We start from the raw sequence: 24,249 nt of genomic DNA, 5'->3' as shown, positions 1-24,249 counted from the left end.
CCGTTTTTATCCTGTGCCTTTTGGTCCTATAATGCAACCTAATTCTGCGACTGCCTGGAGGGCCGACGATGAAACGCAAATGCCTGGAGGGCAATGGCTGCCCGGTGGCCCGTGCCCTGGACGTAGTGGGTGACTGGTGGACGCTGTTGATCATCCGCGATGCGTTCGCCGGGGTGACGCGCTTTGGTGACTTTCAGAAGCACCTGGGCGTGGCAAAAAACATCCTCGCCACGCGACTGAAGGACATGGTCGAGCAAGGCCTGTTGCAAACCAGTGAAGTCGGCGCGCGCAGCGAATACCAGCTCACGGACAAGGGCCGCGCGCTGATGCCGGTGTTGGTGACCCTGGCGCAATGGGGCCAAACCTTCACCGAGCCTGAGGGTGTGGGGGGGCAACTGCTGGACGCACGCTCGCTCAAGCCGCTGCGCAAGGTCGAGATCGTTGCAGAGGATGGTCGAGTGCTGGGTATCGACGATATCGCCATCCAAACGACCGGGGCTTGACGCGCTTCAGCCGTCCACCAACTGCTGGAACAGCGGCGTCAGCAGGTCGATCAGCACCTGTGGATCGGCCTTGGCCAGCGCCGACAACTCCAGCATCTGGCGCATGACCTGGAAACCCGACACCAGGGCTATCACCAATGCGGCGCGCTCTTCGTGGTGGGCGCCCTTGAGTGCAGCGGCCATGGTTGCCTGATGACCTTTTTCCACTTGCTCGCGACCGATGATGGCTGCGCGTTTGCTGGTCGCCGAATGCAACATGATCAGGAAACCTTCCAATGGCTTGTTGCCGGCTTCGGTGATGCTGACCAGTGCGGTGGCGATGGTACGGCCGAGGTTTTGCGCGCTGAGGTTATCTGGCGTCAGGATGATCGGGCTGGCCATGGTGTCGGCGATCACTTCGGCAAACAGCGCTTCCTTGGATCCGAAGTAGCGGTTGACCAGCATCGCGGTCACCCCCGCGCCAGCGGCGATCTCGAGCACCCCCGCGCCGTCATAGCCCGATTGGGCAAACGCCTTGCGCGCGGACAACAGGATGGCTTCGCGGGTGACGGCGGCATCGCGCCGTCGTGGAATCGGGTTGGGCATTGGTGTCCTGATAGGGCTGGTATCTGTGGGCGCGCAGGTGATGCGCGCCGACAGGGTACAGGGTCTATTTGCTGTCGAGGAAGCTCAGCACTGCGGCATTGAACAACGCCGGGTCCTGCAGGAACGCAAAGTGGCTGGTGTTTGGCAGAATCAACAGGCCGGCCCCGGGAATGGTCGCGGCCATGTATTCGGTGTGCTCACGCTTGATGGCTTCGTCATGGTCGCCGTCGGCAATCAGGATCGGCGTCTTGATGCTCTGCAGTTGCGCGTCGGTCCAGTTCGGCTGGCTGGCCCACATATGGCTGATTTGCTCCACGAACGCGTCGTACTCTTTAGGCGTCGGCGACAGCTTGGCGTACTCCTTGCCAGCGCGTTCGATAAAGGCGGCGAAGGTCGGGTTCTTTTCCACGGCGTCTTTTACACCCGAGGTCTGGGTGTTGGCGGCGAAGGCGAATACTTTGCCGATACGGTCCGGGTGACGCAGCGCCAGGTCGATACCGATGATAGCGCCGTCGCTCCAGCCGACGATGTCGGCGCGGGGAATGTTCAGGCTGTCGAGCACCGCCACCACGTCGTCGGCCATCAGGTCATAACCGTAGGGTTTGTCATCCCGCGAACTGCGCCCGTGGCCACGGCTGTCGATACTGATCACCGTGTGCTTGGCCGCCAGCGCCTTGACCTGGTTGCCCCAGTAATCGGAGTTGGACAAGCCGCCATGCAGCAGCACCACTGGTGAGCCATGGCCGGTGCGGGTGTAGTAGACCTTGATGCCGTTGACGGCGGCGTAGCCGGTCTTTGCGCCCGCCACGGGGGCTGGCGTCGGCGGCAGGATTTCCCAGCGTTCAGTTGCTTGGACGGCGGAAAAAGACAGCATCAGGCAGGCAGCTGCCAACAGGCGACGTGACATAGCGGTTCCTTGTTTGCGATGAGTAGGGGCTGAACTCTAGCATCGGCTCCAGCACCGGAAATACGCATTTTTGCCTATCAAAACCGGCTGATTGAAAGAAAAAAATGCAGTTATATCAATGGAATAAAAGCGTCTAAACGACTTTTTGGGTAACCAGGCCATTGGCACAATCGATCAGCGTCTCGCTGGCTGGCCATCGCGGCATCCCAACCCTCATCGTAACCCGAACCGTTTTCCCCAAGGCCCTTTTCTCCAGCGCTTGTGAATGAGGTGGCGTCGACGTGAGGGATGAAAATGGGATCAGCCTACCGTCGGATACACAATCGTTCGGGCAGGGTCATTTTGTTCAATACCCAGGTCGACTTGCCCTTTACCGTGGCCTTACCGTCAAGGGTTCGAATAAAAGGGAACTGCAATGAGCTTGATCATTTCCATGGCTGCCTTCGCCCTGGCCACCTCCATCACGCCGGGGCCGGTCAATGTGGTTGCGCTGAGTTCGGGGGCGCGCTTTGGCTTTGTCGCCAGCCAAAAACACGTATTCGGCGCTGCGGTAGGCTTCACGTTGCTGTTGGTGCTGATTGGCCTGGGGTTGCACGAAGTGCTGGTGCGCTGGCCGATCTTGACCCAGTTGATCCAGTGGGGTGGGGTGGTCTTCTTGCTTTACATGGCCTGGAAACTGGCAGCGGATGACGGCCGGTTGGACGCCGAGGGCTGCGCCACGGCGCCGTCGATGTTGTATGGCGCGATCATGCAATGGCTCAACCCCAAAGCCTGGCTGGCGTGTGTGGCCGGCATGGGCTTGTTTGTGGCGGATGGCGATGCCGCACAAGTCTGGCTGTTTGCGGCGCTTTATCTGGTGATCTGCTACCTGTCGGTGGCGTGCTGGGCCTACGCCGGCACCTTCCTGCGTCGCTACCTCGGCAACCCTCAGGGCGTTCGCGTGTTCAACCGCTCAATGGCCGCGTTGCTGGTGGCCAGTGTGGGTTATTTATTGATGGCTTGAGCTGCTCGCGGTATTGCCCCGGTGTGGCGGCGAAATGCTGTTTGAACGTGCGCTGGAAATGCGCCTGGTCGGCAAAGCCCGCGGCCAGCGCAACATCGGCGATCAACTCACCCTGGCGCAATTGCGCGCGGGCAAACTGGATACGCTGGTTGACCAGGAACGCATGGGGCGTCAGCCCGTAATACTGCTTGAACGCACGGATCAGGTAAGACGGCGACAACTCGGCTGCCACGCAGATATCTTCCAGTTTCAGCGCGTCGGTGCAGTGTTCGCGGATGTAGTCCGCGGCCCGCTCCAGCTTGTGGTTGACCTCGCGGACCGGCGTGTCGGAGGGGTTGAGGCGCTGTTGCACCTCAGTGAAGTAGCTCACCAGCGCACTCTGCTTTTGCAAGTGTTCGGCCTGTTCATCCACCAGTATCCGATACAGCTCCAGCAAGCCCTCGTAGAGCACGGCGTCCCGGGTGTAGGGCGTGTTGAATGGCCGGTAACCCATGTCCGTGCTGAAACCCAGTTGGTGCTGCAAGTCCGTCAGCCAGGGCGTGTCGACGTACACCATCTGATAGGACCACGGCTCATTGGCGATGGGATTGCAGGCGTGTACGTCGCCGGGGTTCATCAACACCACCGTGCCGGCGCTGATCTCAAAGGTGTCGGCGCCGTAGTGGTAATAGCTGCGTCCCGTGGTGACCACGCCGATGGAAAAATGCTCGTGCGCATGACGGCTATAGGTCACCTTGCGGCCATCGGCGATGGTGCGTGCTTCGATGAAAGGCAGGCGCTCGTCGCGCCAGAAGCGCGGCAAGCGCGAGAGGTGAGCAAGGCTGTTCGGCGGCATGGCGGCGGGTCCCTCCCTTGAGCGAGTGAAGGGATCATTGCACAGACCGCCACTGCCGTCAGCTCAGAAGTCCCATTTGGTCGCCAGTTGCAGGCTGCGGGGTTCACCGTAGAAACCGGTGCCAAAGTTGCCCAGGCCGGTGTAATACTTTTTATCGAACAGGTTCTTCACGTTCAGCGTGGTGCTCAGGTGTTCGTTGAAGCGGTAGCGCGCCATCAGGTCCACCAGGTAGTAACTGTCTTGGGTGATGCGTGCGTACTGGCCGAAATTGACCGTGTCGCCCGGGTTGGGCTGGAACACGTTGCCGAAGAACTCGCTCTGCCAGTTCACGCCGCCGCCCACGGTGACATTCTCCAGTGCGCCGGGCAGGCGATAGGTGCTGAACAGGCGCACCACCTGTTGTGGCGTAGTGGTTTGCAGCACCGAGCTGTACACGTAGCCATTATTGGCATCGCGGGTGTGCTGGTAGGTGTAGCCCGCGGAGATGTTCCAACCGTCCAGCACCTCACCCGACAGTTCTGCCTCGAACCCTTTGGTGGTCGCACCGGCAATCGGGCGATACACCGAGTCGGTCTCGAAACCCGAGACGTACTCGGCGACATTGTCCTGCTCGATGCGGAACGCCGCGAAGCTGGCGTTCAGGCGGCCGTCGTAGAACGCGGCCTTGATCCCGGCCTCGTAGGTGTCGCCTTCGATGGGGTCAAGCAGCTTGCGGTCGGCATCCTTGCTGGTTTGCGGGCGGTAGATCTGGGTGTAGCTGGTGTACACCGACCAGGTGTCGTCGAGGTCATAGACGATCCCGGCATACGGCGTGACGACGCCGCCCTGGTGGTAGCGGGTGCGGTTGTCGGGCTTGGCTGGGTCGTAGAAATTGGTGGTGTCGGCGCCGCTGAAATTACTCACGCGGGTGCCAAGGATCACCGACAGGTCATCGGTAGGTTTCAGGCGCGTGGCCAGGTAGGCGCCCGTCTGGCGCTGCACGATATCGTTCTGGCCACTGCGCGGGATGTCCGGTTTGGCGTATTCGCCTTGCCAGTCGAAGATGCTGCCGCCCACGGGCGGGTAGACCGAGCCGTACACCGGCACATCCTGTTTCGAGCGAGTGGCCATGAAGCCCATGATCAATTCGTGCTCACGGCCGAACAGGCCGAACGGCCCACTGAGGTTGACGTCCAGGGTGTTCTGCACCTGATCGCCCTTGTACTTGCCCATGAACATGTACATGTTCTGGCCACTGACCGGGTCCGGGTTGCCGCCACTGGCAGAGGCGAGCAGGGTGTCGTGCTGGCTGCGCTTGCGGTCGAGGCTGACCTTGAGCGACCAGTCATTGGCCAGCGTCTGCTGCACCGAGGCGAAGATTGTCTGGTTGTTGAAGTCGCGACGGCTCCAGTCGGCGGCCGGGTTGAACGAGCGCGAGAAGTTCGTGCGCGAGCCATCGCTGAAGTACATCGGGAAACCGGTCCAGCTGGCGCCCCGGGAGCGGGTGTCCTGCTGGTCGATGCCGAAGGTCAGCAGGGTATCGGGTGTGAGGTCGGCTTCAAGGATGCCGTAGGCAATGTCCTTGGTGTTCTGGTAGTGGTCCAGGTACGACTGGCGGTCCTGGTACACGCCGACAAAACGTCCGCGCACATTGCCGGACTCGGTCAGCGGGCCGGAGATATCACCTTCGGTGCGGTAGTTGTCCCAGGAACCGAAGGTCTGGGTCACCGAGGCTTTGAATGCCGCCGTGGGCTTTTTGCGGATCAGGTTGACGGTCGCCGAAGGGTCGCCGGAGCCGCTCATCAGGCCGGCCGATCCCTTGATGATTTCCAGGTGGTCATACACGGCCATGTCGGTGCTGGTGGTGCCGTAGTCATACACACCGTCGTAGGTGGAATTGACGCCGTCGTACTGGAAGTTGGTGATCGGCAGGCCACGGCTGGAGAACTCCCAGCGCTCGCTGTCGTAGTTCTGCACGCTCACGCCGGGGGCGCGGCGCAGGGTGTCGGCGATGTTGTTGGTGCCCTGGTCGTCCATCTGCTGGCGGGTGATCACCGTCACCGACTGCGGGGTTTCACGCATCGACAGCGGCAGGCCGGTGGCCGAGGCCATGGAGCCGGTGGTGTAGGCGTGGGTGTCTTCGGTGATGGCGCCCAGGTCCTGGCCGGAAATCGTGGTGGCGCCCAGCTCCAGCGCACCGGTGTTGGCCGGGATCAGCTCCAGCACGTAGCCATTGTTGCCTTGGGGCAGGGCTTGCAGGCCGCTGCCCTGCAACAGGCGCTGCAAGCCGGCCGCTGGGGTGTAGCTGCCGTTCAGGCCGGCGCTGGTCTTGCCCGCGGCGAGGCTGTTGTGGCCGGCGACGAAAATGCCCGACTGTTCGGCGAAGCTGTTCAACACACTGACCAGCGAGCCGGCGGCGATGCGATAAGCGCGTGCGGCTTCCTGGGTCGAAGGCGAGTCGGCGGCCTGCACCATCGGCGCGCCGAGGCAGAATAGCGAAGTGGCCAGCGCCAATGGGCGCAGCGCGAAGCAAGCAGGGTGCGACATGGAGGGTTCCCTTTGGATCAAATCGATCGGCGAATTGAAAACGTCTGCTGGGTTAACCGAACGAGGGTTGAAAAAGGGAACTGGCGGTTGAAGGTTTTTATTGCGGCCCGACTGATACCCACCACGGCAACGGCCGGTCGACCCGAATCGGCAGTGCCGCCTGCAGCAGGTGCAGGGCATGATCGCTGTCTTTGAGCGGGAACGAACCCATCACCGGCAACTGCGCCACGGCCGGGTCACACCCCAGGTGGCCCAGGCGATAACGGTTGAGTTCGGCGATCAACTGACCGAGTGGCAAGTTGTCCGCCAGCAGCACGTCTCGGCTCCAGGCCTCGCGCGCCGGGGAGGCGGGCATAGTGGGCTTGAAGCCGTCGCGGGTGAAGGAGACTTGCTGGCCGGCTTCGATGATGCGCACCTGCCGGTCTTGGGGGGTGACTTGCACCCGACCTTCGAAGACATTGAGCTGGGTCTGATCGTCGTCTTGCACCACGCTGAAACGGGTGCCCAGCGCTTGCATGCGTCCGTGTTCGGTGTCGACCAGGAACGGCCGGCTGGCGTCCTTGGCCGTGTCGATCAACACCTCGCCAAAGCGCAGCAGCAGCAACCGTTGCGTCGCATCAAAACGGACATCCAGCGCGCTCAACGTGTTCAGCCATACATGGCTGCCATCGGCCAGCAACGCATCGCGGGTTTCGCCGCGGGTGGTTGCATAGTCTGCGCTCCAGCCGCCCACCAGCCGGGGCAGGGCGGTATTGCGCCAGCTGCCCCAGGCCAGCGCCGAGCCGCCGCACAGCACCAGCAGGGTCTTGAGCGTCTGGCGCCGCGAACTGCGCAAGGCGCGGCTGGCACACTGTGCCTGTTCCTGCAGCGGTGCAAAACGCTGGCTCACGCGCTGCACATACTGCCAGGCCGCCTGGTGTTCGGGGTTTTGCGCGACCCAGGCTTGCCAGCGCAGTTGCTCCACTGCGCTGGCCTGGTCCTGCAGGCGTACATACCATTGCGCGGCCTGCTCCAGGCTGGCGTGACTGAGCTTGCCGGGGGTGTTCATTGCACCAGCAGCCCGTCGAGTTCGGCTTCCAGGATCGCGCAATGCAACAGGGCCTGGGCCATGTACTTCTTGACCATGCGCTCACCCACGCCAAGCTGCTCGGCGATCTGCTTGTAGGGCAGGCCATGCAACTGGGCGAGCAGGAACGCTTCGCTGACTTTTTTCGGCAGGCGCGCGAGCATGGTATCCACCTCCACCAGCGTCTCGACGATGATCGCCCGTTGCTCCGGCGACGGTTGCAGCGCTTGAGGCCGCTCGGCCAGGGTTTGCAGCCAGGCGCGTTCGAGCTGGCGCCGGCGCCAATGGTCAATGCACAGCCCGCGAGCGATGGTGGCCAGGTAGGAGCGCTGGCGGACGGGGTCAGTCTCGGCCAGCGGGCGGCTGAGAATGCGGATAAACGTGTCGTGGGCCAGGTCGGCGGCATCCCAACGATCGCTCAAGCGCCGGCGTAGCAGGCCGAGCAGCCAACTGTGATGAGTGCCGTAGAGGTGAGTAAAAGAGGTCGACACACTGCCCGTCCAGCCAAAAAAAGCGTGTAAATAAGAATTGGTCGCGATTAAAGCAAAGCGTCGGGCTGCGCGCAAATGATATTGGTTTGCTATCGGGGCTGTGGTGGTCGTAGAGATCATCTCGGCTGATAGCTGAGCAGGGCACCGTGTGGAGGGGCGCCGAGTTGCAGCGCCTGTCGATCCAGGAGCGCTTCACCGGCCAGGGTATCGGCTATCAACTGCTACAAATGGCGGAACAACCTGCGGTACTCGGTGGCGCTTGGTTGCTGTGGGCGACGGCATGGGTGGGCAATGAGCGAGCGCTGGGGTGTTACCCCAGGCGTGGGTACGCGTTGCTCGGTTCGCCGAGGTACAGCTTCCAGGGCGACACCCATGAGAACCGCTTGTTCGGCACAGCGCTGGCGTTCACAGCGGTTTAGACAGAAACACCCGGCTGCTGCCTTCTGGCTCACAGGGCAATTCCCCGAATTTTATCCAGCCGTGCTTTTCATAGAATCCTGGCGCCTGGAAGCTGAGGGTATACAGCACCGCGCTGCGGCACCCTCGGCGGCGAGCCTCGTCTTCGAACGCTTGCAACAGGCGACTGCCCAAGCCAGAACCACGCAGGTGTTCGGGCAGGTGGAAGAGGTCGAGGAAAGCCATGCCCAGCGTGGTTTTACCGGTGATGCCGCCGACAATCTGATGCGTATCAGGGTCTTTGATCAGTACTGTCAGCGGCCGGCGATCGTTGTAGCCGGTGATGCTTTCGTTGAACGCGGCCAACCCGCTGCCAAGAATACGCTCGGCCTCGGCGTTGGGCTGGTCGCTGATTTCAATGGGTGGCGTGTTCATCTTCAGAGTGCCATCACCATCTCATGCCACGCCATGCCACCGTGGTCCGATGGCGAAGGTCGCACATAGTCATAGCCCATGCGTTCGTACAATGGCACGTGCCGTTGTTTGCACATCAAGTGAATCGTGTGCTTGCCCATCGCGCGTATGCGCTGCACGAATTCGTTCATCAGCAACGTGGAGTAGCCCTTGCCCTGATGCAGCGGGTCGACCACCACCGACATGATCACCACATTCGGCGCCTCGGCCGAGTGACCCACCAACTCCTTGAACGCCTCGTCCGACATCACCACCTCATGGGCGCAACCGCAGTTGATAAAACCCACCACTTCGCCTTCGGCTTCCAGGATCAAGAAGCCTTGGGGGTACTGTGCAATGCGCGTGGCAATCTTCTCAAGCGTTGCGGCTTCGTCGCCTTCGTAGGCAGTGATCTCGATGTCAAAGCAACGCGCGGCGTCGGCGGGGATGGCGTTGCGCAAGGTGAGGGCGGGCATGGGCGTTTCCTGGGGCGTTTAGCGAAAGGCCACATCATAGACAAACCTCTACGACGAGCACCACTAATCCCCGCTCGCCACAACAACCCATCCTCCCACAACCAGGGGGCGTGTGGCTGATCATTCAAAAACCAGAAAACCCGCCTAGGCGGGTTTTCTTGCCACTCAAGGCAGCTCAGACCTTGGCAGGCGGATCACACGCCAGCCACCCACTTCCCACCCTCCATCCGGCGCTTATACGCACTGTCCCGACTCGCCAGCCAGAAGTACAACGGCGACGTCACCACCAACCCCACCACCCAGGACAAATCCGCCCCGTTGATGTGCTCCGAGATCGGGCCCACATACAGCGGTGTATTCATGAACGGAATCTGCACCACGATGCCCACCGCATACGCCAGCAGCGCCTGCGGGTTATACCGCCCGTAAATCCCGCCATCCACGCGGAAGATTGACGCAATGTCGTACTTGCCCTTATGGATTGCATAGAAGTCGATCAGGTTGATCGCTGTCCACGGCACCAGGACCACCAGCAGCACCAGCACCATGTCGACGAAGTGGCCGATGAAGTCTTTCGAGGCGAACACGGCTGCAATCGCACAGGCCGCCAATACCAGGATCGAAATCACTGCACGGCTTTTGGCCGTTGGAATCCAGCGGTACGCGAAGGTCTGTATCAGGGTGATGATCGACAGCACTGCGCCGTACAGGTTGAGGGCGTTGTGGCTGATCACGCTGAGCAGGAACAGCACCAGCATCAACGGGCCGATGGCGCCGGTGGCGAGTTTGACCGTGTCCATGGTGTCCATGCCGATCGGCGTGGCGAGGACGGCGACGGCGCCGAAGATGAACGACAGGCTCGAGCCCAGGGCCGAGCCGAGGTAGGTGGTCCAGAAGGTGGACGCTACCGGCACGTCGGCCGGCAGGTAGCGCGAGTAGTCGGAGACGTAGGGCGCGAATGCGATTTGCCACAGCGCCGCCAGGGACACCGTCGCCAGCCAACCGGAGATGTTGAATTCACCGCGAGTCAGGAAGTCCGTGGTCTGCACGTGGGTAAAGATATAGCCAAACCCCAGCACGATCCCGGCGCCCAGCACCCAGGTGCCGATGCGGTTGAGCACGTGGATGAAGCGGTAGCCGATGATGCCGATGATTCCGGAGCCGATGGCACCGATCACAATGCCCACCGGTACGGGCACGGCGTCGACCACACCGTGCAAGGATTTACCCGCCAGCACGATGTTGGACGCAAAGAAACCCACGTACATGACACCCGCAATCACCACCACCAGCAGGGCGCCGAGGGAGCCGAACTGGGCGCGGCTCTGGATCATTTGCGGGATGCCCATTTGCGGACCCTGGGCCGAGTGCAGCGCCATCAACACACCGCCGACCAAATGGCCAACGAGGATGGCGACAATGCCCCACACCAGGTTGAGGTGAAACAGTTGCACACCCAGTGCACCGGTGACGATCGGCAACGGCGCGATATTGCCGCCGAACCACAGGGTGAACAGGTCCCTTACCTTTCCATGGCGATCTTCCGGGGGCACGTATCCAATCGTGTGTTTTTCGATAAGCGGGGCGGAGGATGTTGCAGTGGTAACCATGACGAGCTCCAAGGCAAGGTGAGTACGTTGACGTACTTCGCTGTGCGCCACCTGCGCGGCGCTTTGTTGTTGGAGTGATCATCTGCAATGGGCGCGGGGAGGTAAATTAGTAAGTTTGTTGCTATAGACCTTAAAAAATATAGCTCGCGCTCCGGCGCGCTCCGGTATGTTGCCTACACCTGTCTTGCGGGCGAAGTCCCACGTTTCTGGAGGCCCCGATGGCTGCCTATAATCTGCGCCAACTCAGATATTTCGTTACCACGGCCGAATGCGGCAGCGTCGCCGAGGCCTCGCGCAAGCTGTATATCGCACAACCGTCGGTGTCCACGGCAATCAAGCAACTGGAAGACAGCTTTGGTGTGCAGCTGTTTATTCGTCATCACGCCCAGGGGGTGTCGCTCACTCCCAGCGGCGCGCGTTTCTATCGCAAGGCGCTGGAGCTGTTGCGGGTGGCCCATGAGTTCGAGCAAAACGCTCTGGCGGACAATGACGTGGTGGCGGGGCAGATCGATATCGGCTGCTTTGAAACGGTGGCGCCGCTGTACCTGCCGCGCTTGATCGCCGGCTTCAAGGCGCGCTGGCCGGGGGTGGAGATCCGGATTCGCGATGGCGAGCAGCAGGAGCTGGTGCAAGCACTGACGGCGGGCAGTATCGACGTAGCGATGCTCTTTGAGCACGACTTGGGCGGCACCATCGAAACCACGCCGCTGATGCCGCCGCAGCAGCCTTATGCGCTGTTGCCGGCGGATCACCGCTTCGCGCAGCAGGCCAAGGTGTCGTTGGCGGATCTGGTGCTGGAGCCGATGATTTTGCTCGACGTGCTGCCCAGCCGCACCTACTTCGTGAGCATCTTCGAAGAGCGCGGGCTGACGCCGAATATTGTGTTCAGCTCACCATCGATCGAGATGGTGCGTGGCATGGTGGGCCGGGGCTTCGGGTTTTCGATCCTGGTGACCAAGCCGTTTACCGAGTACACCTATGACGGCCAGACAGTGGTGTGCGTGCCGCTGGCAGAAACGGTCACGGGTTCAGGCTTGTCGGCGGTCTGGTTGCGGCGCGCGCCGTTGACCAAGCCGGTGCAGTTGTTCGTCGACTACTGCCGCGAAGAACTCGCCCGCTTGCTCGGCTGACTCAAGGCCGGTAGGTGCTGGCCATGCGCCTGACCAGCTCTGCCATGCGCGGTGCGCCCAGGTACCCGCCAAATACCTCGCATTTCATCGCGGCGGCAACACTCGCTGCGCGCACGCTGTCGGCGAGGGCCCAGCCGTGGGCCAGGCCATAGGCGTAGGTGCCGTGCCAGACATCGCCGGCGTTGAGGGTGTCGACGGCGCGAATGCGCGGTGTCGGAAAGTGCTGCACCTCGGTGCTCGAAACATCCCGCTGCCAGATCAATGAGCCGCGCTCGCCCAGGGTGACGCCGATCACCTTGGCGTCCGTGTGGGGCGCCAGGGCCAGCAGCGCGTCTTCGGGCTTGGCGTTGTCGGCCAGCAAACGCAGCGCCGGTTCTGAAAACAGCAGGTGGTCGGCCAAGGGCATCAGGGCCTTGAGGTCTTCCACGGCGGCGACATCAGCATCCAGGACAGTCGGTACCCCCACCCGTCGGGCCTCGGTCAGCGCCGCGCGAGCGCCTTCTACCCAGCGCATGTCGGCCAGTACCGCAGCGGCCCCGGCGATGTCGTTGAGCGGCAGCCAGGTGGGGTCGGTGTCCAGTGAGGGATCGATGTAGGGCACCACAAGGCGCTCGCCGTCGCGGTCCACCAGGATGGTCGAAAACGGGGTACGGCCCTCGGGAACCTGCCGAATGCACGCGGTGGAAACGCCGGACCCGCTCAGGCTGTCGATGAACATCCTGCCGGTGGTGTCGTCACCGATGCGTGCCCAGAGGGTCACCGGGCCGCCCAGGCGCGCGATGCTGAACGCAGCGGCCGTCGCCATCCCGGAGGCGGCTTGGATCGCCTGGCGCGGCAGGATCTTGCCGCCACGCAGCGGGATGTGATCGATGCTGAAAATGGTGTCCCACACCGCGCAGCCCACACAAATCACGCGCTTATCCGACATGCAGCCGCTCTCCCGCAAGGGGGCCCTGCGCCGTATCGAGCGCACGGATCCTGGCGCGGAAGTGTTCCGTGCCCGCGACGAGTTTATCGAGCACGGCATCCAGCGCCCAATAGCGCTCCCTGACGTCGTAGTCGATCACTCGGCAGTGGATGGAAGCAAAGGTGCCGATACGCTGGTGATAGATTTTGGCCAGGGCAGGGTAGCCCAGGCTTTCCGTGGTGGCGGCCAGCACCAGGAAAGTCGCGAGCTCCTCGGCGAGTTGCGGGTCACGCGCGCTTTCCAGGCGTAGCCAGCGGTAGAGGTCCGGGTGAATGTTGGTAAACACACCATTGAAGCCGGCAGCCCCGGCTTTCATGGCGTCCCAGGCGATCGCCGCATTGGCGTTGAGTATGCGTAGGGATGAGCCACGGGCCATGGCAACGCGCCGAGTGACCACGTGCAGGTCGCAGCTCACGTCCTTGAGCATGATGAAGCGCTCGCTGATGATGCAGGCTTGCAGTTCTTCATCGCTGAGCAGGCGTCGATAAGGCGCCGGGCATTCATAGAGGCCCAGTGGCAAGTCTTCCGGCAGCCGGGCCAGCAGGTAGTGCAGGTTATCCAGGAACACAGGGGTGCCCTGGCCTTGTGGGTCGAGGTGGTTGGTGACCAGCACCACCGCGTCAGCGCCGCTGGCAGCCATTGCATTGAGTTCGTGGACCTGAGTGTCGAGGTTGTCGCTGATGTGGCCGGAGACGACCACGGGAACCCGCCCCGCGACCTTTTGTACGACGTGCCGGGCAAGCTGGGTGCGCTCCTCAAGGCTGAGCCACTGCATCTCGCTGGACTGGGCCACCGCGAACAAAGCGTCGCAGCCATGGCCCAGGTACCATTCGATCAGGCGGTCGACGCCGGGGAAGTCGATTTTGCCGGCGTCGTCGAAAGGCGTGAGCATCACCGGGACGATGCCTTCGATGACAGGTTGGGCGGCGTGTGGCATGGAGGAGTCCTCTGGGTAAATGTTCATGGATGAGCCGCCACGGTGGCATCGGCCAACGGCGTTGACGCGGTGTCGGGGATGGGGTTGCGGACCAGGAACAGGTAAGACATGGCGCCCACCAATGCGATGGCGGCTCCGGTGAGCAGTGCGGGTACAAATGACCAGGTCTGGGCAATGAACCCAGTCAGGATGGGCGCCAGCGCGCCACCCAGGAAGCCGCCGAAGTTCTGGATCGAACCCAGCGATGCCACGCGATTAGCCGGCGCCACTGCCGTGGCCAGCGACCAGGCACAGGCCGAGGAGGCATTGGCCAGGAAGATCACCACGCAAATGCAGGCCACGGCGATCACGTTGCTGTCTACCAGCGCCGCCGGGACAGTGAAGACGACCATGCCCAGCATCGCCACGACCATGGCATTACGACGCCCCAGTACGGCGGTTTCGCTGCGCCGGGTGATGCGGTCGGACACCCAGCCGGCGACCAGTGCGCCGATAAAACCACAAAGAAAGGGAATGGCAGCGGCCACGCCCGTCATCTCCAGGCTCATGTGCCGGGCCGTGCGCAGGTAGCCAGGCAACCAGGTGAGGTAGACCCAGTTCAAGTACACCGACCCCATGAAGCCGATCATCATGCCCCACGTCGTCGCATGGCCGAACAGCGAGCGCCAGTCGGCAAACGTGACCTTGGGGGCGACGATGTGCGGCGTGGGCTCATCACTGTACAAATAACGACGCTCTTCCTCGGTCAGGGCCTCCTTGACCGGGTCGCGGTACACCGCCAGCCAGACCACCGCCACTACCAGGCCCGCGGCGCCAGTGAGATAGAACGCCCAGCGCCAGTCGAGTGCCGCGATCAACGCCGAAAGGCACAACGGCGCCAGGGCAATGCCCAGCGGCGACGCCGAGTTGAAGATCCCGGTCGGGGTGCCGCGAGCACGCAGAGGAAACCAATTGCTGACTACCCGCGCGGCAGAAGGAAATTGCGGCGACTCGCCAATACCCAGCAGCACGCGGGCCAGGACGAACCAGCCAAAGCTCGACATGAGGCCGCCAGCCGCCTGGGCCAGGGACCACAGCACAAGGCCGCCGCCCAGCAGCCAACGCGGCCCGACCCGGTCTACCAGGGCGCCGACCGGTAGCTGGCACAGTGCATAGCTCCAAGAGAACGCCGAGAGCAGGATGCCCATTTCGCCAAGCGACAGGCCCAGGTCGGCGCGCACGAATTCATTGGCGACAGCCAGGGTGCCACGGTCGAGGTAATTGATGATGCCGCTGAGCACCAGGAGGCTGAGGGCGAGGGTTTGTTGGCGCCGAATGCGCGGTGGCGCAACCGGGTGTGCAGAAGTCTGGCTCATGATCATGTCTCTTTTTATTGTTTTGAGCGCTTGTGCATGCCTGCGCGATGGCCTGCTTACAGGTTGGCGCAGAGCGTTATGTAACCGTTTGTCATATCCGTTGTTAGGTTCGCCAGACGCTTTAGCTGTAACAGTTAATGACCAGTTTAGGCAGGGTCTAAGGGTCTTTTTTGTTTTTGTCTAGCGCTTACATCCTAGGTTTCAGGCTCGCTGGCTGTCAACGATTCGTTGACGGCAAAAGCTGCCCGGCTTAGGTTGTGCGCAACGCTTACTTTTGACCTGAAGCCGCTCATGCCTGCCCCAGACGCCCCGACCCTCGATACTCCTCATCACCTTGCGACCCAGGAACCGGTATTGGCCGACGTTGCCCGCGTCGCCAAGGTGTCCACCGCGACGGTCTCGCGCTATTTGAACGAGCCCCAGCGTGTCAGCGAGAAAACCCGCGCCAAGGTCCGAGCGGCCATCGACCAACTGGACTGGGTGCCCAACGCGGCGGCGCGGTCCCTGGTGTCAAGGCGCTCGTACACCATTGGCGCGATTGTGCCGACACTGGAGCATGAAAAATTCCACCAGCAGTTGCAGGCGTTCCAGAATCGCTTGGGGGCGCAAGGGTTGGCAGTGTTTGTCGCATGCTCATCCTACGATCCGGCCGAGGGGTATCGGCAGGCCAGGGGGATGTTGGCGCGCGGCGTCGATGCGCTGGCGTTGCTGGGCGACGATTATCCCGACGCGCTCTTTGAGCAGTTGGAGGCCAAAGGCACGCCTTACGTGGTCACCTTTGGCAAGCGCGCCGGCTCGCGACACCCTTGTGCCGGGTTTGACCATGGGCAAGCCTACGCAATGATTACCCGGCGCCTGCTGGCGTTGGGGCACCAACGGTTTGGCATCATTTTCCAGTCGGTGGCCGACAACGGCCGGATTCACGCCCGCCTGCAAGCGGTGCACGCCACGCTCGCCGAGCAAGGGCTTGCCCTGCGGCCCCAGCACCAGGCAATCCGCACCGAGAGCCTCAACGAGGGCCGCGTGGCCTTCGCCCGCGCCAGCCTCAAACACATCATGAGCCAGCAACCGCCGCCCACCGCGATCATTTGCGGCAATGACATGCTTGCCTTCGGCACGCTGCTGGAAGCCCAGGCACTGGGCATCGCCGTGCCCGGCCAACTGTCCATCTGTGGGTTCGACGACATCGAGATCGCTGCCCATAGCCATCCTGCGTTGACGACAGTCCGGGTGCCGGATCGGCAGATAGGCGAAATGGCGGCGCAGTACTTGATCGAACGCCTGGCGGGGCGCGCCTGTGACGGCCCCCCGATGCTGGAAGTGCAGTTGATCGAGCGCGGGTCGACGGGCATCGCGCCAACGCCGACCCTGTCATGAACGCCTGGATGCGTTAGCCAGCAACCGCCACGAGTAGCCGTTGCAACATGGCATCGCAGCCTTGCAGCTGTGCCACGCTGACGAACTCATCCGGCTTATGCCCCTGGTCCATGCTGCCCGGCCCGCACACCACCGTGGGAATGCCCACCGCATCGAACAGGCCGCCTTCGGTCCCAAACGCCACGGTGCCGAATTCTCGCGAGCCACAGAACGCTGCAATCAACTGCGCGGCCTGGCTGCGCTCATCCGTGACCAGCCCGGGGTACGCCGACAACTCGGTAAAGCGGATCGCACTCTGCGCACTCACGGCTTGCATGCGCGGTAACACCTGCTGCGCGGCGTAAGCCTTGAGCGCCTCAGCCACCTCGGCCGGATCCTGTGACGGCAGCGCACGCACTTCGAAATCAAACTGGCAGTCTGCCGGCACGATATTCAGCGCCTTGCCCCCGCTGATCACACCGGTCTGGACCGTGCTGAAGGGCGGATCAAAGCGGGGGTCCTGGATGGCTCGCAACCGCTGCCCGATGTGTCCCAGTTCATTGATCAGGTCTGCCGCATGCTCGATGGCATTCACGCCATACGGCGCATAGGCCGAATGACAGGCCTCGCCGTGCACATCACAGCGCATCGCCAGCTTGCCCTTGTGGCCAAGCACCGGCTTGAGTTCGGTCGGTTCGCCGATGATGCACAGCATGGGTTTGACCGGGCGTTGCTCCAGGACCGCGAGCAGCGAGCGCACGCCCAGGCAACCGACTTCTTCGTCATACGACAGGGCGATGTGCACCGGCATCCGCAGCGGTGCCTCGACCAATGCCGGCACCAGCGCCAAGACGCAGGCGATATAGCCTTTCATGTCGGCGGTGCCCCGGCCGAACAGCTTGCCGTCGCGTTCGGTCAACGCGAACGGCGGCACTGTCCAGGGTTGGCCGTCTACCGGCACCACATCGGTATGGCCCGACAGCACAATGCCCGGTGTGTCTACGGGGCCAATGCTGGCGAACAGGTTGGCCTTGCTGCGCTCTGGGTTATAGACTCGCTCGCAGGCCACGCCAAACCCTGCCAGGTAATCATGCACGAACTCGATCAGTTGCAGGTTGGACTCACGGCTGGTGGTATCGAACCCCACCAGTGTCTGCAGCAGGTCGCGGCTGGCACTCATCGGTCGTCTCCGGCCACGCCGTAGCCGGGCGAGCGATCCGGGGCGAGGGCGCGATCGATGTAGTCCTGCACTTGTGGGCGATAGGCGTCCCAAAGCTTTTGCAGCGCGAGTATCGGCTGTTCATCGGCCCAATCCACCCGCAGGTTGATAATCGGCCAGGTCAGTTCGCCCACCACCACGAGCGCGGCGGAATGCACCGGGCCGGCTTCGCCCCCGGCGGCAATGGCGGCATGCATCGCTGCCAGCAGCCGGTCCGCCAATTGGCCTTCACCGTGCTCGAAGGCGCCGACCATTGCCTCGATCACGGCGCGATCGGCAAGCATGTTGCCCGCCGCCACGCACTGCTCGCCCGACACCGCGTTGTGGGTACCGAGGGTTTCGCTGCCGCTGAAATGCACACTGCGACCCAGGTGATCAATCGCCGTCAACTGCCGGTACTGGCTATAGCCGTTGCGAGTCAGGGCCGTGTCGATGGCCTCGGCGGGTGCCAGGCCTTGTTCCAGCAGGTCAAGCACGTCCGGGCCCAGGGCCGGCAAGGTGATGTTCTGGGTCGACACCGCCCCCACACCCGGCCGCAGCCACGGGCAGCGCGCGCCCACGGCAATGCTCGATGAGCTGATGGCAATGCCCAACTGGCCGGTATCGGCGCAGCGGCCGACGATTGAAAAAGTCATGTGCGGCTCCTTACTCGGGAATAACGGCGATCACATCGATTTCCATCAGCCATTGCGGCTGGCCGAGGGCCGGCACCACCAGGCCTGTGGAGATCGGGAACACGCCCTTGAGCCACTTGCCGACTTCCTGGTACACCGGCTCGCGGTAGCGCGGGTCGATCAGGTAGGTGGTGGTCTTGACGATGTGGCTGAGGTCGCTGCCGGCTTCTTCCAGCAGTTGCTTGACGTTTTTCATCGCTTGCTCGGCCTGGGCGCGCGGGTCACCCAGGCCAACCAGGTTTCCCTCGAAATCGGTGCCCACCTGGCCGCGTACGTACACGGTATTGCCGGCGCGCACAGCCTGGCACAGGTCGTTGTCCAGGCTCTGGTTGGGGTAGGTTTCCTTGGTGTTGAACATGCGGATGCGAGTGTGAGTAGGCATCAGAAAAACTCCGGTAAATAAGGTGATCAGGCGCTGACAGTGGAGGGGCGAGCCACCGGGGCGGCGTTGCGGTATTCAAGGTATTGACGCTGGATGGCGATGTGGTCGGCGACGTATTTGGCGTCGTGCCAGACACCCCAGATAAACGACGAGCCACGGCGCGATTGCCACGGCAGGCCGAGGAAGTAGATCCCGGCTTCGCTGGACACGCCACGCTGGTGCTGGGGCTTGCCGGCCGCGTCAAACGCAGCGACTTTCAACCAGCTGTAGTCCACAGCGAAACCCGTGGCCCAGATGATCGAGGTGACACCGGCCTTGGCCAGGTCCAATTCCAGGATCGGGTTTTTGATGCAGTCTGCGTCGGGAAACACCCGGCGGGCTTCGGGTTCCAGCGGCAGGTCCAGGCCGTTGCGCTCGATATAGGCATCGGCGGCGTCCAGCAGGGCCAGGTAGTTCTCATCGCCGCGTGCGAGGTTTTCCACCAGGTTCGGCTGGAACGAGGCGACGTTGCCATTGAATGCCTGGGTCAGGCCAACCAGGGTCATGCCTTGCTGGGCCAGTTCACGGAAGTCGATGGTCTTGCCGCCGTGTGCGCCGCTGACCGCAATGGTCACGTGCTCGCGGCCGGGCTTCATTGCCGCCTGGTCCCATTCGCCCAGCACGCCCAGCCACCAGCAGAAGTCGCGGTTGCGGTAGGCGCGCGGCGGACGATCGTGCGCCCCGACCGAGAGGTATACCTGGCGCCCGGATCGTTGCAATTCATCGGCGATCTGCACGCCGGACGAACCTGCACCCACCACCAGCACGGCGCCGGCCGGCAGTTGCGCAGGGTTGCGATAATCGGCGGAGTGGATCTGGTGCAGCACCGTGTCCTTCGGCGCGATGGCCGGAATGACCGGCTTCTGGAACGGCCCGGTTGCGGCAACCACTCGGTTGGCTTCGATCACGCCTTCGCTGGTGTGCACGGTGAAGCCGGGACGGCCGACATTGCGGACCACGGACAGCACGTCGACGCCGGTACGGATCGGTGCGTTGAACTTGCGGGCATAGGCTTCAAAGTAATCGGCCACGCGTTCTTTTGGCGCAAAGCCGTCCGGCGCGACCGTATCGAATTCCAGGCCGGGAAACCGGTCATGCCAGGCCGGACCGTTGGCCACCAGAGAATCCCAGCGGCCGGTGCGCCAACGCTCGGCGATGCGGCTGCGCTCCAGCACCAGGTGCGGCACGCCTTGCTTGCTCAGGTGTTCGCTCATGGCCACGCCAGCCTGACCGGCGCCCACCACCAGGGTGTCTGTTTTTGTTAGTGCTTCAGTCATGTCTCTGTCCTTGCGTAATGCAGTTGGATTCAGCGTTGGCATGACTTCAAGGCTAGGGGGAGGGCGGTTATTAATAAAATATTATTAAGCTGTGAAGTGAGCATAAATATCGGATGCAGAGCGCTGTGGCGCGTCACAAAAATGTGCCAATCTGCCTGGCCATTCCAGCCAGGCCCAGCCCATGTTCCACATCCGCGTGATGACCTTGACCGACTACGACGCCGTCCTCACCCTTATGCAAGGCACCCCCGGCATCTCCCTGCGCGACGCCGACTCCCGCGATGCCACCGAGCGCTACCTGGCACGCAACCCCGGCATGAGTTTTGTCGCCGAAGCCGAAGGCCAGTTGATTGCCTGCGTGATGTGCGGCCATGACGGGCGTCGTGGTTACCTGCAGCATTTGCTGGTGCTGCCGGAGTATCGCCGCCAGGGTATTGCGCAGGCGTTGACGCAACGCTGCCTTGATGCGCTGGCGCAACTGGGCATCCACAAATGCCACCTCGACGTGTTCAAGACCAACACTCGCGCCGCCCGCTATTGGCAAGGCCAGGGCTGGCATCTGCGCACCGATATCGACCGCTATTCCTTCACCCGCCCCGGCGATGAAAACGCCTAGAACTCCCCGGAATACTTCACCGCGGCCGCGGCCCGCGAAGGCACATCCAGGGTGCGCAACAGCGACGACACATGGATACGCACGGTAAACGGCGAAATATCCAGGGCCTTGGCGATTTCCTTGTTGGTCTTGCCCTGGGCGATCAGGCGCAGCACGTCCTGCTGGCGGGCGGTGAGGGTGTGGGTGTCCAGCGGCAGCAGGCCTGATGGCGCGAACTTGACCAGCACTTCACCGTCGCGGATGGCGAGCAACGCCTGGCCGATCTCGTCGGGAGCAATGTTCTTGCCGATGAAGCCGTCCGCGCCCAGGGCCATCACCTGATCGATCAGCGCCGGGTCATCCACCATCGACACCACGATCAGCGTGGTGCGCCGTAACTGCTGGCGCAGTTCGGCCAGTTGGCTCATGCAGGTCAGGCCGGGGAAGCGCAGGTCGAGAATCAGCGTGTCGATCTCACTGCCCTCGTGGATCAGCGCGCGCACGCCATCGAGGTCGCCGGCTTCCTGCACCAGGGCATCCGGCAGCAGGCGCTGCACAGTGCGCAGCATGCCCTCGCGAAACATCGGGTGATCATCGGCGATGATGATGCGGCCGGTCATGGGGTGCTCCTCCCTGGGGCAGCGGTGTGTCGTGGCATGCTACCTTACCACCGCGCACGAGGCCTGCCTGTGGCGCATGATGGATTTGTTGATTGCCGCACAAGGACGTAAACCATGAGTCTTGAGACCAACTCCGAACTCGACCAGGCCAACCTGCGCATCGTGGTGGCCACCATCGCTATCGTGTACATCGGCACGCTGTGCTTCCTGCCCGGACAGTCGGTGGACACCTATCTGCCGGTGATCCTCTATATCGTGCTGTTCCTGTTGGCTTCCATCGCGCTGCGCCAGGTGATCGCGCGGTGGCCCGGGCATTACCCGGCGCGGCGGATCCTCGGCATGCTCCACGACTACACCGGCACCTCGTTCGGCATGGTGATCGGTGGCGAAGCCGCACTGCCGCTGTATGCGGTGATGGTGTGGGTCAACCTGGGCAACGGCATGCGCTATGGCTCGCGCTACCTGGCGATCGCCACTGCATTGGCGTTGCTGGCGCTGTTGGTGGTGTATCGGCTCACGCCGGTCTGGCAGGCGCAACCCTTCATGGTGCTGATGCTGATGATCACCAGCACGGTGATCCCGGTGTACGCGCATATCCTGCTGGAGCGCACGCGCAAGGCGTCCGAGCAAGCCATTGCGGCCAACCTGGAAAAATCCCGCTTTCTCGCCCAGGCCAGCCATGACCTGCGCCAGCCCATCCACTCCATCGGCCTGTTCACTGCGTGCCTGCGCGAAGCCCGGTTGGGCGATGAAGAACGGCGCCTGGTGGACAACATCGACCGATCGTTGCTTAACGTGTCGCAATTGTTCCGCTCGATTCTTGACCTCTACACCCTCGACAACGGTCGCCTGCTGCCCAAATACCAGGCCGTGCACCTGGGCGAATTCCTTGCCGACCTGGTGCGCCAGAACGCCGAGGCCGCGCGCTGGGCCGGCGTGGAACTGCGCCTGCGGCCGTGTGCACATTGGGTGCTGGTCGACCCGGCGCTGTTGGCGACCATGGTGCAGAACGTACTGTCCAATTGCTTTAAATATGGCGCGCACCGCCCCGTACTGATCGGCGTGCGCATACGCGACGGCGGCTTGGCGGTGGAGATTCATGACCGGGGCCGGGGGATTGCCGAGGAGCATCTGTCCAAGGTCTTCGAGGAGTTTTATCGGGTACGCCACCTGCGAGACAAAGACGTCGAAGGCGTGGGCCTGGGGCTGTCTATCGTCAAGCGCCTGGGGCAGTCGATGGGCGTGCAAGTGAGCCTGCGTTCTCGGGTTGGCCACGGCACCTCCGTGAGCCTGCATGGCCTGACCCTGGCCACCGCGCCGCGCGCAATGGCACCGCGCGACGATACGCGCCAGGCCGGGCTGCTCACCGGTTTGAAGGTGTGCCTGGTGGAGGATGACCACAACGTACTGCTCGCTACCCAGGCGCTGCTGGAGCGCTGGGGCTGCGAGGTGCAGGCTGAGTCGTCGGGGCGTGATCTGGTCAGCGACTGCGACATCATCGTCGCCGACTATGACTTGGGTAACCACGCCACCGGTATCGAATGCATCGATGCCCTGCGGGAACAGCGCGGTTGGGCGGTTCCGGCACTGATCCTCACCGGGCATGATGTGGAGAAAATCCAGGCCGCCTTGCATAACCGTCAGATCGCCATTCTCTCCAAGCCGGTGCGTCCCGCTGAACTGCGCGGGACCTTGCGGGACCTGAGCCAAGAGACGGTTACTGGGTGAAACCCTGCAGTGCGTTGCCCCGTGCGCCTTTGGGCTGGCAGTACGCGGCAGGCTTCATCAGGCCAAAACTGGCCACCGTGAACAGGCCACCGCTGGCGCCACTGGGCACGGAGCAGTTGTATTCACCGGACGCGGCGCTGGCGATGTAGTAGGTGGTCATCGAGTCGCTGCGCACATTGGAGATACGCTTGACCGGCTCGCCCAGGTTGGTTTCCGACAGGGTCTTGAGGTGGTCTTCGCTGGGTTTGACATTGCTGCAGCCGGCGACGCCGATGATCAGGGTGGCCAGCAGTGCGAGGCGGGTAACGGAGGGTTGCAGTTTCATGGTGATTCTTCCTTGGGGTTGTTAGGGTTTTTCCAGCGCGCAACGACCCCTCGCGCAATGAATGCGCGGTGTCTTGGGAACGTTGGAAGTGCCGTGGAATATAGCGCCGCAGGGACGAGGGGTCGATTAGCACAAGTGTGCTAGTGGCACGATGATTTCATGTAGGGAGAGTCAAATGCTGGAGATAAGACGCGCCACCCCCGCGGATGCCCAAGTGGCATTCGACATCCGCTTGCAGGCCATCCGCGGCCAATGCATCGGCGCCTACACGTCCGAGCAAATGATGCTGTGGACGCGGGGTAAAGCCGAAGACGGTTATGGCGCCCTGATGGATCAACCGTTTTACCTGGGGTGGGTGAACGGCGAGGCGGTAGCTACCGGAATGCTCGACTTGGCCAATAACGAAGTGGGCGCGCTGTTTGTGTTGCCGGATCACACCGGGCGCGGTTATGCCAAGGCGATGCTGGCCTTTCTGGAGGACCTGGCGCGTGAGCTGGACATGTCAACGTTGGTGCTGGACTCGACGTTGAATGCGGCCAGTTTCTATCGGGCGCGCGGTTATGTGGGCGACGAGCAGGCGATGTATCACTCGCCATCGGGCTTGCAGTTGGCCTGTGTCCCGATGAAAAAACACCTGGATGCCTGATTGAGCAATGCTTGGCAGGTGGGAGCTGCTTTATCGGCAGAATTTGAGCCGAGACAAAGATCAACTGTGGGAGCTGGCTTGCCTGCGATAGCGGAGTGCCGACCGGCATTGCTGTAGCCTGACCCACCGCTATCGCAGCTTCGCTAAA

General features: G+C 62.6%; 25 protein-coding genes and 1 pseudogene. 8 read left to right on the top strand and 18 right to left on the bottom strand.

The window, feature by feature from the left end; translation table 11 throughout:
* Positions 1–68: 68 nt before the first annotated feature.
* The gene (locus ATH90_RS15905; RefSeq protein WP_034106392.1) at positions 69–503 is read left to right on the top strand and encodes a winged helix-turn-helix transcriptional regulator; all 435 of its coding nucleotides are present in this window, start codon (positions 69–71) and stop codon (positions 501–503) included.
* 6 nt (positions 504–509) lie between these two features.
* Here the strand turns inward: ATH90_RS15905 and ATH90_RS15900 are convergent, their stop codons facing one another.
* On the bottom strand, positions 510–1,088 hold the full coding sequence (locus tag ATH90_RS15900) for a TetR/AcrR family transcriptional regulator (protein WP_164403591.1): 579 nt from the start codon (positions 1,086–1,088) through the stop codon (positions 510–512).
* A 64-nt stretch (positions 1,089–1,152) separates the two neighbouring features.
* Positions 1,153–1,995, bottom strand: a complete 843-nt coding sequence (locus tag ATH90_RS15895; RefSeq protein ID WP_098466735.1) for an alpha/beta fold hydrolase — start codon at positions 1,993–1,995, stop codon at positions 1,153–1,155.
* Between the two features lie 415 nt (positions 1,996–2,410).
* Here ATH90_RS15895 and ATH90_RS15890 point away from each other — a divergent pair, with 415 nt between their 5' ends.
* Positions 2,411–2,998, top strand: coding sequence for a LysE family translocator (locus tag ATH90_RS15890; RefSeq protein ID WP_098466734.1), 588 nt, complete (start codon positions 2,411–2,413; stop codon positions 2,996–2,998).
* On the opposite strand, the gene ATH90_RS15885 is transcribed toward ATH90_RS15890, so the two are convergent.
* The 4 genes from ATH90_RS15885 to ATH90_RS15870 all read right to left on the bottom strand — a co-directional run bounded on the left by ATH90_RS15885 (position 2,940) and on the right by ATH90_RS15870 (position 7,916).
* Complete coding sequence (locus ATH90_RS15885; protein WP_098466733.1) at positions 2,940–3,833, bottom strand: AraC family transcriptional regulator; 894 nt, start codon at positions 3,831–3,833, stop codon at positions 2,940–2,942. The genes ATH90_RS15890 and ATH90_RS15885 overlap by 59 nt on opposite strands.
* Positions 3,834–3,896: 63 nt before the next feature.
* The gene (locus ATH90_RS15880) at positions 3,897–6,359 is read right to left on the bottom strand and encodes a TonB-dependent siderophore receptor (protein ID WP_098466732.1); all 2,463 of its coding nucleotides are present in this window, start codon (positions 6,357–6,359) and stop codon (positions 3,897–3,899) included.
* A gap of 97 nt (positions 6,360–6,456) precedes the next feature.
* On the bottom strand, positions 6,457–7,407 hold the full coding sequence (locus ATH90_RS15875) for a FecR domain-containing protein (protein WP_098466731.1): 951 nt from the start codon (positions 7,405–7,407) through the stop codon (positions 6,457–6,459).
* On the bottom strand, positions 7,404–7,916 hold the full coding sequence (locus ATH90_RS15870; protein ID WP_069077540.1) for a sigma-70 family RNA polymerase sigma factor: 513 nt from the start codon (positions 7,914–7,916) through the stop codon (positions 7,404–7,406). The genes ATH90_RS15875 and ATH90_RS15870 overlap by 4 nt, the downstream gene beginning before the upstream one ends.
* 158 nt (positions 7,917–8,074) lie before the next feature.
* On the opposite strand from ATH90_RS15870, the pseudogene ATH90_RS15865 reads away from it, so the two are divergent.
* Positions 8,075–8,335 (top strand): annotated as a pseudogene (locus ATH90_RS15865) (GNAT family N-acetyltransferase); the annotation flags it as partial.
* Here the strand turns inward: ATH90_RS15865 and ATH90_RS15860 are convergent.
* From ATH90_RS15860 to ATH90_RS15850, 3 genes are all read right to left on the bottom strand, one after another.
* Complete coding sequence (locus tag ATH90_RS15860; protein ID WP_098466730.1) at positions 8,322–8,747, bottom strand: GNAT family N-acetyltransferase; 426 nt, start codon at positions 8,745–8,747, stop codon at positions 8,322–8,324. The pseudogene ATH90_RS15865 and the gene ATH90_RS15860 sit on opposite strands and share 14 nt — an antisense overlap.
* Positions 8,748–8,749: 2 nt before the next feature.
* Positions 8,750–9,241, bottom strand: a complete 492-nt coding sequence (locus ATH90_RS15855) for a GNAT family N-acetyltransferase (RefSeq protein WP_098466729.1) — start codon at positions 9,239–9,241, stop codon at positions 8,750–8,752.
* 194 nt (positions 9,242–9,435) lie between these two features.
* Complete coding sequence (locus tag ATH90_RS15850) at positions 9,436–10,851, bottom strand: purine-cytosine permease family protein (protein WP_098466728.1); 1,416 nt, start codon at positions 10,849–10,851, stop codon at positions 9,436–9,438.
* 218 nt (positions 10,852–11,069) lie between these two features.
* On the opposite strand from ATH90_RS15850, the gene ATH90_RS15845 reads away from it, so the two are divergent.
* Complete coding sequence (locus tag ATH90_RS15845) at positions 11,070–11,981, top strand: LysR substrate-binding domain-containing protein (protein WP_098466727.1); 912 nt, start codon at positions 11,070–11,072, stop codon at positions 11,979–11,981.
* A 1-nt stretch (position 11,982) separates the two neighbouring features.
* On the opposite strand, the gene ATH90_RS15840 is transcribed toward ATH90_RS15845, so the two are convergent.
* Genes ATH90_RS15840 through ATH90_RS15830 form a run of 3 tightly spaced genes read right to left on the bottom strand, consistent with a single transcriptional unit; the run spans position 11,983 to position 15,240 of the window.
* Entirely contained in the window at positions 11,983–12,909 is a 927-nt protein-coding gene (locus tag ATH90_RS15840; RefSeq protein ID WP_098466726.1) for a PfkB family carbohydrate kinase, read from the bottom strand.
* Positions 12,899–13,885, bottom strand: coding sequence for a dihydrodipicolinate synthase family protein (locus ATH90_RS15835; protein WP_098466725.1), 987 nt, complete (start codon positions 13,883–13,885; stop codon positions 12,899–12,901). The genes ATH90_RS15840 and ATH90_RS15835 overlap by 11 nt, the downstream gene beginning before the upstream one ends.
* A 23-nt stretch (positions 13,886–13,908) precedes the next feature.
* Positions 13,909–15,240 carry an MFS transporter gene (locus ATH90_RS15830; RefSeq protein ID WP_098466724.1) on the bottom strand — a complete coding sequence of 444 codons (1,332 nt, stop codon included), beginning with the start codon at positions 15,238–15,240 and terminating at the stop codon, positions 13,909–13,911.
* Positions 15,241–15,531: 291 nt separating this feature from the next.
* On the opposite strand from ATH90_RS15830, the gene ATH90_RS15825 reads away from it, so the two are divergent.
* Positions 15,532–16,617: a LacI family DNA-binding transcriptional regulator gene (locus tag ATH90_RS15825; RefSeq protein WP_098466723.1), complete on the top strand. Its 1,086-nt coding sequence runs from the start codon at positions 15,532–15,534 to the stop codon at positions 16,615–16,617.
* A 13-nt stretch (positions 16,618–16,630) separates the two neighbouring features.
* Here the strand turns inward: ATH90_RS15825 and argE are convergent, their stop codons facing one another.
* The 4 genes from argE to ATH90_RS15805 are packed head-to-tail and all read right to left on the bottom strand — an operon-like array spanning position 16,631 to position 20,229.
* Positions 16,631–17,776 (bottom strand): acetylornithine deacetylase, encoded by a 1,146-nt coding sequence (gene argE / locus ATH90_RS15820; protein WP_034106365.1) that lies wholly within the window; start codon positions 17,774–17,776, stop codon positions 16,631–16,633.
* Positions 17,773–18,450, bottom strand: a complete 678-nt coding sequence (locus tag ATH90_RS15815; protein ID WP_098466722.1) for a DUF1028 domain-containing protein — start codon at positions 18,448–18,450, stop codon at positions 17,773–17,775. The genes argE and ATH90_RS15815 overlap by 4 nt, the downstream gene beginning before the upstream one ends.
* 10 nt (positions 18,451–18,460) lie before the next feature.
* A complete protein-coding gene (locus ATH90_RS15810; RefSeq protein WP_098466721.1) occupies positions 18,461–18,871 on the bottom strand; it encodes a RidA family protein in 411 nt (136 codons plus the stop codon).
* Between the two features lie 26 nt (positions 18,872–18,897).
* Complete coding sequence (locus ATH90_RS15805; RefSeq protein WP_371919475.1) at positions 18,898–20,229, bottom strand: flavin-containing monooxygenase; 1,332 nt, start codon at positions 20,227–20,229, stop codon at positions 18,898–18,900.
* A 139-nt stretch (positions 20,230–20,368) separates the two neighbouring features.
* Between ATH90_RS15805 and ATH90_RS15800 the strand changes: the two genes are divergently transcribed.
* Positions 20,369–20,803: a GNAT family N-acetyltransferase gene (locus ATH90_RS15800; protein WP_098466720.1), complete on the top strand. Its 435-nt coding sequence runs from the start codon at positions 20,369–20,371 to the stop codon at positions 20,801–20,803.
* On the opposite strand, the gene ATH90_RS15795 is transcribed toward ATH90_RS15800, so the two are convergent.
* Entirely contained in the window at positions 20,800–21,402 is a 603-nt protein-coding gene (locus ATH90_RS15795; RefSeq protein WP_034106355.1) for a LuxR C-terminal-related transcriptional regulator, read from the bottom strand. The two genes, ATH90_RS15800 and ATH90_RS15795, sit on opposite strands and share 4 nt — an antisense overlap.
* Before the next feature lie 114 nt (positions 21,403–21,516).
* Here ATH90_RS15795 and ATH90_RS15790 point away from each other — a divergent pair, with 114 nt between their 5' ends.
* On the top strand, positions 21,517–23,130 hold the full coding sequence (locus ATH90_RS15790; protein ID WP_098466719.1) for an ATP-binding response regulator: 1,614 nt from the start codon (positions 21,517–21,519) through the stop codon (positions 23,128–23,130).
* On the opposite strand, the gene ATH90_RS15785 is transcribed toward ATH90_RS15790, so the two are convergent.
* Positions 23,120–23,455, bottom strand: a complete 336-nt coding sequence (locus ATH90_RS15785; RefSeq protein WP_034106350.1) for a hypothetical protein — start codon at positions 23,453–23,455, stop codon at positions 23,120–23,122. The two genes, ATH90_RS15790 and ATH90_RS15785, sit on opposite strands and share 11 nt — an antisense overlap.
* Before the next feature lie 175 nt (positions 23,456–23,630).
* Here ATH90_RS15785 and ATH90_RS15780 point away from each other — a divergent pair, with 175 nt between their 5' ends.
* On the top strand, positions 23,631–24,101 hold the full coding sequence (locus tag ATH90_RS15780; RefSeq protein ID WP_098466718.1) for a GNAT family N-acetyltransferase: 471 nt from the start codon (positions 23,631–23,633) through the stop codon (positions 24,099–24,101).
* Positions 24,102–24,249: the final 148 nt, after the last annotated feature.

This window comes from Pseudomonas lurida, assembly GCF_002563895.1.
Lineage (GTDB): Bacteria > Pseudomonadota > Gammaproteobacteria > Pseudomonadales > Pseudomonadaceae > Aquipseudomonas > Aquipseudomonas lurida.
The sequence above is the reverse complement of the archived record's forward strand: the minus strand, read 5'-3'. Positions and strand labels throughout refer to the sequence as shown.